The sequence below is a fragment of the Vibrio sp. RW genome (assembly GCF_027587105.1).
GTDB lineage: Bacteria > Pseudomonadota > Gammaproteobacteria > Enterobacterales > Vibrionaceae > Vibrio > Vibrio toranzoniae.
The window spans coordinates 1-3,187 of sequence record NZ_JAPPTM010000061.1 but is presented as its reverse complement, the minus strand read 5'-3'; the positions used below and the strand labels follow the sequence as shown (position 1 = coordinate 3,187).

The window sequence follows — 3,187 nt, the reverse complement described above, 5'->3', positions numbered from 1 at the left end:
TTGCTCGAGCGAGCGGAAGGTATCTAGAAGACTCAAACTTTGAGTACGAGACATTCCCATAGCTTCAAAGCCTGTTGTCAAAAATTCAGTGCTTGGAACAGTTTCTTCACCGTCGCGCTCAATGGTCCCGCTGCTTACTAGGCTTGAACCTCTTTCACCAGCTGCTGTTGCAAATTCTTCGCCTAACTCCGTCGGATCCAGGCCTTCTTCTAAAACAGCAAAAATATTTGCGATGTCTTGGTCGAGTTCAACTTCACCGCCATCTTCACGCGAAAAACGCTTGACTGAAATTGGAGATTCAGAGTTTTCGCTCTGGAATTCAAGAATGACATCCCCTGCTTGCAATGGCTGGCCATTTTTTAGGACTTTAATTGTACCATCTACCGAAACAACAATGCGTTGACCAAATGCCAATGCACCGCTCGCATTCAATATTGTCATGTCCATATAAACCCCTAAACTTTAAATTTCCATCAGAACGTCGAAGCAACGATCGTGACACCTAAATTAATACGTGAGATAATTTCTCTAAGATCATCAAATTTATAATGAAATAGCTGTATTTAACAATCTCATACACAACTATGATACATACAACGTGACATGTTTCACATAATACATCATCCTCCCACCTTTGAACACTGCATAAGCTATTGTAGTATTAGGATATATTCGTTATTTGAACAATAAATATGAAAGCAGTTATTAACCATTTACGATCGCCACTTAAAAATCGTGATTATTTTGAATACCCATCAAGCCTTTGTATTCATAGTTTAAGTATAAGTGTAACTCATTTTGGAGAGATGCAAATTGAATAGGATTCAAGCGACGACCATAGGGCTAGCTATAGCAATGACCTTTCCAGTTGCGGCACAAACTCTTGAGCAAGCCGTCGCATTTACGTTGGAAAGCAATCCTGAAATTAAAAGTGCTTATAATGAGTACGTAAGTAAACGTTTTGTTAACGATGCTTCTGGTGGCGCTTATCGCCCAAGTATAGAGCTAGATGGTGGAATTGGTTATGAGCATACCGATTTAGTGACCAATACAAATTCAACAGATCTGACGCGTAAAGAAGCGACGATTACTTTGACTCAATTAATTTGGGATGGAGAAAATACTTCCAACGATATTGATCGTACCGCAGCTGATGCAGAATCTGTTCGTTACCAACTACTCTCTAACGCCCAAGATATCGCTCTCGAGGTAACCAAAGTATACCTTGATGCAGTGAAAGCTTATGAAGTCCTCACTCTGTCTGAAAACAACCTAGCAACACACAAGGATATCTATAGAGATATTCGAAAACGTGTCGAATCTGGCATTGGCTCTACAGCAGATACCTCCCAAGTAGAAGCTCGTCTTGCTAAAGCTCATGGTAACTTGCTCGCAGCGCAAAATAATTTGTTTGATACGCATACTCAATTTAAACGTATTGTTGGACAGTCACCTTTAGGTTTAGTGTTTCCGCGAGCAGACGCTGGTGCAATTCCTTACACCGTAGATAGCGCTCTTGCGAAAGCTTTCAGCCAACATCCTGTTATTAAAATTGCACAAGCCGATGTAGACTCAGCTAAATTCCAATATAAACAGTCTAAAAGTTCAAATTATCCGACTTTTTCTTTTGAAGCCGCGCAAACCTGGCGTGATGACGCAGGTGGCAACGAAGGTAGTAGTGACGAGTTTTCCGCAATGGTCCGCTTAAGATATAACTTGTATAACGGAGGCGCTGATCAAGACCGCGCTGAAAGTGCTGCTTACCAATTAAATAAAGCGAAGGATTTGCGTGAAAGTACATATCGTAATGTAGAAGAGAGCCTGCGCTTGTCATGGAGTGCACTTAATTTAACCGTACAACAGAAAGAGTTCTTATCAGATCACGTAGACTCGGCATCAGAAACGGTCATCTCTTACGAGAAGCAATACCGCATCGGTAAACGAACACTTCTCGATTTACTTAACACTGAAAATGAGCTCTTTGAAGCTCGTAAAGGCTATTTAGATGCCAAGTATGATGAACAATATGCTAAATACCGGGTCATGAACGCAACCGGTAATTTACTGGCAGGTTTACGTGTCGATATCCCCCAAGAATGGAATGAAAAGGTAGAATATTAATGAAGCTGCTAAAAACTTTATTTCTGCTCTGTCTATTGGTTACTTCCGCTAACATTTTAGCTGAAACAAACGATGAAGAGTTCGAGTATCGAGCGTTCCCTGAAAGCGTACAAAGTTACGATCTAGAAGACGACGACAATGATGGTGTTATCAACGCCCGTGATTTATGTGTTAATACACAGATTGGCGCTGAAATCGATAATGACGGCTGCGGCTCTTATTTCGAGTCAACGGAACAGAAAAAACTTCACATCTTATTTGCCAACAATTCAACAGAAATCAATCCTGTTTTTCTTGGCCAAATTCGTCAAATGGCCGCGTTTTTAAAGCAGTATGAAAACACAACCATTCGTCTACAAGGCTACGCGAGTAAAGTCGGAAACGCGGCTCACAACTTAGACTTATCGAAAGAACGAGCATCAAATGTAAGGCGAGCCCTAATAAGTAATGGTATACAACCATCTAGAGTGACAATCGTTGGCTACGGGGATACCGTTTCTAATGGAGAGGGAACCAAAATCAACCATGCGCTCAATCGAAAAGTTGTCGCTTCTGTCACCGGATTCAAAGGCAACATCAAAGAAGAATGGAATATATTTACAAAAACCGGAAAATAGTAACAGCCAAGAGAAGCAAATTTAAAATATTACCTTAATATCGAGGTTTGAACTTCGCCCCAGACTTGCCTTGATGCGAGCACAAAGAGCTGATATCTAAATAACACGGGATTTCAATGCACTACAGGTTTTTTTGATTGTAGTGATCTTTAAAAAGGTATCGGCTAGCAACTCCCACTTTTTAATTAACTTATTAGTTCTATAACGAGAAAGATTGTATTTAATTTCATTAGGACACTCACAAAATCCCTGGTGGCAGTTGAACCAATACCAACACTACGGGGTTCTTACTCCAAAACTTTAAACTGATTCGAGCAATACCAAATATTTTGCATAACTTAAAAGTAACATAGCTCTGTTCGAATTTCTCAATTATATACCCGTTCAACTTGAAGGTGCAGGTTCCAGTAACTGAAAATTATCCGTAATTCTGGATGTAAGTGAGCCTT

Annotated in this window: 2 protein-coding genes and 1 pseudogene; 2 read left to right on the top strand and 1 reads right to left on the bottom strand. The window is 40.3% G+C overall.

Annotation, left to right across the window (positions count from 1 at the left end; translation table 11 throughout):
- Positions 1-447, bottom strand: a pseudogene (locus OCT63_RS21250) (hypothetical protein); the annotation flags it as partial.
- Positions 448-855: 408 nt separating this feature from the next.
- On the opposite strand from OCT63_RS21250, the gene OCT63_RS21245 reads away from it, so the two are divergent.
- Positions 856-2,121, top strand: coding sequence for a TolC family outer membrane protein (locus tag OCT63_RS21245; RefSeq protein ID WP_269984576.1), 1,266 nt, complete (start codon positions 856-858; stop codon positions 2,119-2,121).
- On the top strand, positions 2,121-2,738 hold the full coding sequence (locus tag OCT63_RS21240; RefSeq protein WP_269984575.1) for an OmpA family protein: 618 nt from the start codon (positions 2,121-2,123) through the stop codon (positions 2,736-2,738). Before OCT63_RS21245 ends, OCT63_RS21240 begins: the two co-directional genes overlap by 1 nt.
- The last annotated feature ends 449 nt before the right edge of the window (positions 2,739-3,187 follow it).

Bases quoted from the DNA above. Each gene is read 5' to 3' on its own strand.
- OCT63_RS21245 (WP_269984576.1), top strand. From the start codon at position 856: ATGACCTTTCCAGTTGCGGCACAAACTCTTGAGCAAGCCGTCGCATTT.
- OCT63_RS21240 (WP_269984575.1), top strand. From the start codon at position 2,121: ATGAAGCTGCTAAAAACTTTATTTCTGCTCTGTCTATTGGTTACTTCC.